The sequence below is a fragment of the Dyella sp. genome, assembly GCF_036568765.1.
Taxonomy (GTDB): Bacteria; Pseudomonadota; Gammaproteobacteria; order Xanthomonadales; family Rhodanobacteraceae; genus GSA-30.
Window position 1 is genome coordinate 1 of the sequence record NZ_DATCRY010000325.1, and the last position, 3663, is coordinate 3663.

Sequence of the window (3663 nt, forward strand, 5' to 3'; positions counted from 1 at the left end):
AGAAAGTACTGGTGGTACCGATGCGCGGAATCACCGCATCGATATCCTTCACCGCCTTGCCCTTGTAACGGATCGCCACATCGCCGGGCGCGATGCGCACATAGCAGCGCAGCGGATCGAGCACGCGCACCACGTGACCGCGCTCGCGCGCCACCTCGACCAGTCGCTGGGTCGAATACAGCCGCGTGTTGCGCGAGAGAATGGCAATTTTCATGAAGCCTCCGCCACCGCCAGGTGTGGCCGCGGCTGGGTGTAGGAAAGCGCCGGGTCGACCGCAAATCGTCCCAGCAACGCGGTACGTCCAAGCAGCATGGGAAACAGCATATGCCGCCGATCGGTCAGATTTATGTCCACATCGAAACGCTGTCCCCCCAGCCAGACCTCGCTGCGAATAAACCAGCGCTCGGTATGTCGCCCGCCGGTATCCCGGACCCGACGCCGATCCAGCGCGGGCGCCTCGCAGTGCACGGGAATGCGCTCGCGTGGGCCTGTGCCGACCACGAAGCGCAGCCAGGTCCGACCGTCGCGCTCGAAGCTTTCCAGGTCGTCGACATGTAGCGCACTACTGCGCGCCCCTGTGTCGAGCTTGACCTTGAGCGTGGCGATGCCGAGTTGCGGCAATGCGAGCCGTTCCCGCCAGCCGAGTGTAATTACGTCCGTCATCGGTGCAGGGTAGAAGGAGAGGTTGTTGAGCGCGGGTATGGAGCGGGTGAAGGAGAACCGAGCCCGCTCCGTAAAGCTCGAACCGAAGCGAACAGGTTCCGGTCGTCGCTGGGTGGGAAGCGATGCGGCTGTAGCTTAGCAGTGGCCGCGACGCCTGCGGAAGACACATGCATATCGAACGATGCTGTCCGGATGGGCACGGCATGCGACACTTTCATGCCATGACTACTTACCTCACCGCATCGGCATGATTCCTGCGTTTCCTCGCTGGGTATGGGCATGGGCGATCGCCCTGCCCTGGATGGCTGGCTGGGTCAACACCGTAGCCTTGCTCGCGCTTCATCACGGCGGTGTCACTCACCTGACCGGGATCTCTACCGAAGGCGCGATCGGCCTAGCCACGGGCGACCTGCATCTGCTTGGGCATGCCGCCGCCATCCTGGGTTTATTCACCATCGGTTGTGCCATCAGTGCCTGGATCGTACGCGGCGAACGCTGGACGCGAACCCGCGCGGCCGGCGGCATGCTGCTTGGCGAAGGGGTGCTGCTGAGCGTGGCGGCCACGATCGTGGATACCCGACCGGTACTGGGCACCTGCCTTTGCGCGCTGGCGATCGGCTTCCAGAACGGCACCAGTTCATTGGTTACCGGCGCCGTGCTGCGCACCTCGCATCTGACCGGCATGTTCACCGACCTAGGCATCGCCATTGGCCAAGCGCTGCGCGGCGCGCGCTTCGATCCACGCCGGGCGCGCATCTGCCTGGTCGTGATCGCCAGCTTCATCTCAGGAGGCATCGCTGGCGCCTTGGTGTTCCAAACCTGGTCAGGACATGCGCTGTGGCTCGCTGCCATGCTGGCGATCGTCGCAGGCGTGGCAACTCCGTCGCGTGAAAGCCTGGCTACCTCGTAGGAGCGGCTTCAGCCGCGACAAGGGACTTTCACTGCATTCAAGCTTGACCGGCAGCCGGATGGCCGAGAAGTGGAGCGGGTGAAGGGAATCGAACCCTCGTCAGTAGCTTGGGAAGCTACAGCTCTACCATTGAGCTACACCCGCGTCGGCCGGGCGATGGTAACCGGATCGTGGCTGACTTGAAAACCGGTCGACTGGATGAATCGCGAGCAAGCGATCGCTGAACCGATGCCTGCCATCATTCCGAACGCCCGCTGCACGGCGCGCGGGCGCTACCGCATGATGCCGTCATCGCGCCGACCCCGAGTGCGTTTTCTTACGGGCGCGACTCGGGAGAAACGCATGTTCAAGTCTTGGGAATCCACTGTCATGCAGGAAGTCAGCTACAAACATCTGCGTACCTGGTTGGGCGCGCTGTTGCTGTGTGTGGGCTCTGCCGCTCATGCGCAGGACGTCCCGCCCGGACCGGATCCCGCCGACGTCGACGCATCGGCCGCCCAGGCCGATGCGGGCGACCCGCCCTCGCGTGTGGCGCGCCTGTCCTACCAGGCCGGCGACGTCGGCTTCTTGCCGTCCGGCGAAAAGGATTGGAGCGCGGTGACCGTCAATCGACCGCTGACGACAGGCGACCGGTTATCCAGCAGTCAGGGCGCGCGTGCCGAACTGGAGCTCGATGGCGGCGCGCTACGCATCGGCCAGAACACGGACTTCGGTTTTCTGGCGCTCAATGACCAGATCACTCAGGTCGAACTGACCCAGGGCACGCTCAATGTCGCGGTACGCCAGCTCGACCAGGGCGAGAGCTATGAGATCGATACGCCGACCGTGGCGCTGGTAATCGACCAGCCCGGCACCTACCGCGTCGATATCAGCGGCGATGGCAAAGCCACGCGCGTGACCGATTTCGACGGCACCGCCGTGGTCTACGGTCAGAACGGTGCACAGCGTGGCATCGATCAAGGCAGCCGCTACGAGTTCAACGATTCGGCACTGAGCGACGTGGCGGTCAGCCCTATCGGCGGCGGCGACGAATTCGATAACTGGGCGGCCGAACGCGACCAGCGCTACACCCAAGCCATTACCACCACGCGGCAGTATGTTTCCGAAGACGTAGTGGGTGCACAGGACCTCGCGCAATACGGCGACTGGCAAAGCGACGACGATTACGGCGAGGTCTGGTATCCGACCCAGGTGGATACGGGCTGGGCGCCTTATCGCAGCGGCCATTGGGCCTTTATCGCCCCCTGGGGTTGGACCTGGGTGGACGATCTGCCCTGGGGCTTCGCGCCCTACCATTACGGACGCTGGATCTGCCTTCGCGGTCGTTGGGGCTGGGTCCCGGGACCGATCGTGCGCCGCCCGGTCTATGCACCCGCACTGGTCGCCTTCGTCGGCGGCGGAGTGAGGATTGGCGTCGGCGGCCCGGTCGGCTGGTTCCCGCTCGGCCCAGGCGAGGTCTACAACCCGTGGTACCGCGCGAGCCGTGGTTACTACACGCGCGTCAACGTGACCAATCTGCGTGAGCGCGGCCTGGCGCGTGCGGCCATCGTCGACCGCATCAACCATCATTACGATTACTTCCATCGTGGCCAGCCGTTCCCCAACCAGCGCTTTGTCAACCGCGACGCGCCGCGTGCCTTCAGCGCCATGTCCGCACAGAACTTCGCCGCAGCGCGCAATGTCCGGCAAAACCTCGCCGGTGGCGATGCGCGCCAGTTCGCCAATGCACAGGTGATGAGTCACGGCCCGACGCTGCGTCCGACCGCGGCGAGCTTCGCCCAGCCGCGCCCGGCGCAGGCACGCCCGCTACCGGCGGGCGGCTTCAATCGGCCGGTGGTCGCACGCACCGCGCCCAGCCCGAGCATGCTTCATCAAGGACCGCTGGTACGCGCTGCCGGTACGCCGGCCACAGCGCCGCGGCCGCAGTTCAACAATGTGCGCGTGCTTAGCGGACATGGGCCGGACAGTGCAGCGCCCCGTCCAACGCCGCAGGCCGCCCCGCGCAACGAAGCCTTCGGCCAGAGCCCGCGGCCGGCAACGGCCGGCGGTCAACCGGCGCTGCGCAGCGGCGAGCTGCCTTCGGCACGTTT

3 protein-coding genes, 1 tRNA gene and 1 pseudogene are annotated in these 3663 nt (G+C 65.3%); 2 read left to right on the forward strand and 3 right to left on the reverse strand.

Annotated features, from left to right (window positions below; genetic code table 11):
* Positions 1-214, reverse strand: a pseudogene (locus tag VIM98_RS20375) (30S ribosomal protein S6--L-glutamate ligase); the annotation flags it as partial.
* Positions 211-663: an ATP-dependent zinc protease gene (locus VIM98_RS20380; protein ID WP_331994934.1), complete on the reverse strand. Its 453-nt coding sequence runs from the start codon at positions 661-663 to the stop codon at positions 211-213. The pseudogene VIM98_RS20375 and the gene VIM98_RS20380, both read right to left, overlap by 4 nt.
* Positions 664-844: 181 nt before the next feature.
* Here VIM98_RS20380 and VIM98_RS20385 point away from each other — a divergent pair, with 181 nt between their 5' ends.
* The gene (locus VIM98_RS20385; protein ID WP_331994935.1) at positions 845-1573 is read left to right on the forward strand and encodes a YoaK family protein; all 729 of its coding nucleotides are present in this window, start codon (positions 845-847) and stop codon (positions 1571-1573) included.
* A gap of 70 nt (positions 1574-1643) precedes the next feature.
* On the opposite strand, the gene VIM98_RS20390 is transcribed toward VIM98_RS20385, so the two are convergent.
* Positions 1644-1717: transfer RNA gene (locus VIM98_RS20390), tRNA-Gly, on the reverse strand.
* A 198-nt stretch (positions 1718-1915) separates the two neighbouring features.
* Here VIM98_RS20390 and VIM98_RS20395 point away from each other — a divergent pair.
* On the forward strand, positions 1916-3663 hold a 1748-nt coding region (locus tag VIM98_RS20395), incomplete at its 3' end, for a DUF6600 domain-containing protein (protein ID WP_331994936.1).

Bases quoted from the DNA above. Each gene is read 5' to 3' on its own strand.
- VIM98_RS20380 (WP_331994934.1), bottom strand. From the start codon at position 663: ATGACGGACGTAATTACACTCGGCTGGCGGGAACGGCTCGCATTGCCG.
- VIM98_RS20385 (WP_331994935.1), top strand. From the start codon at position 845: ATGCTGTCCGGATGGGCACGGCATGCGACACTTTCATGCCATGACTAC.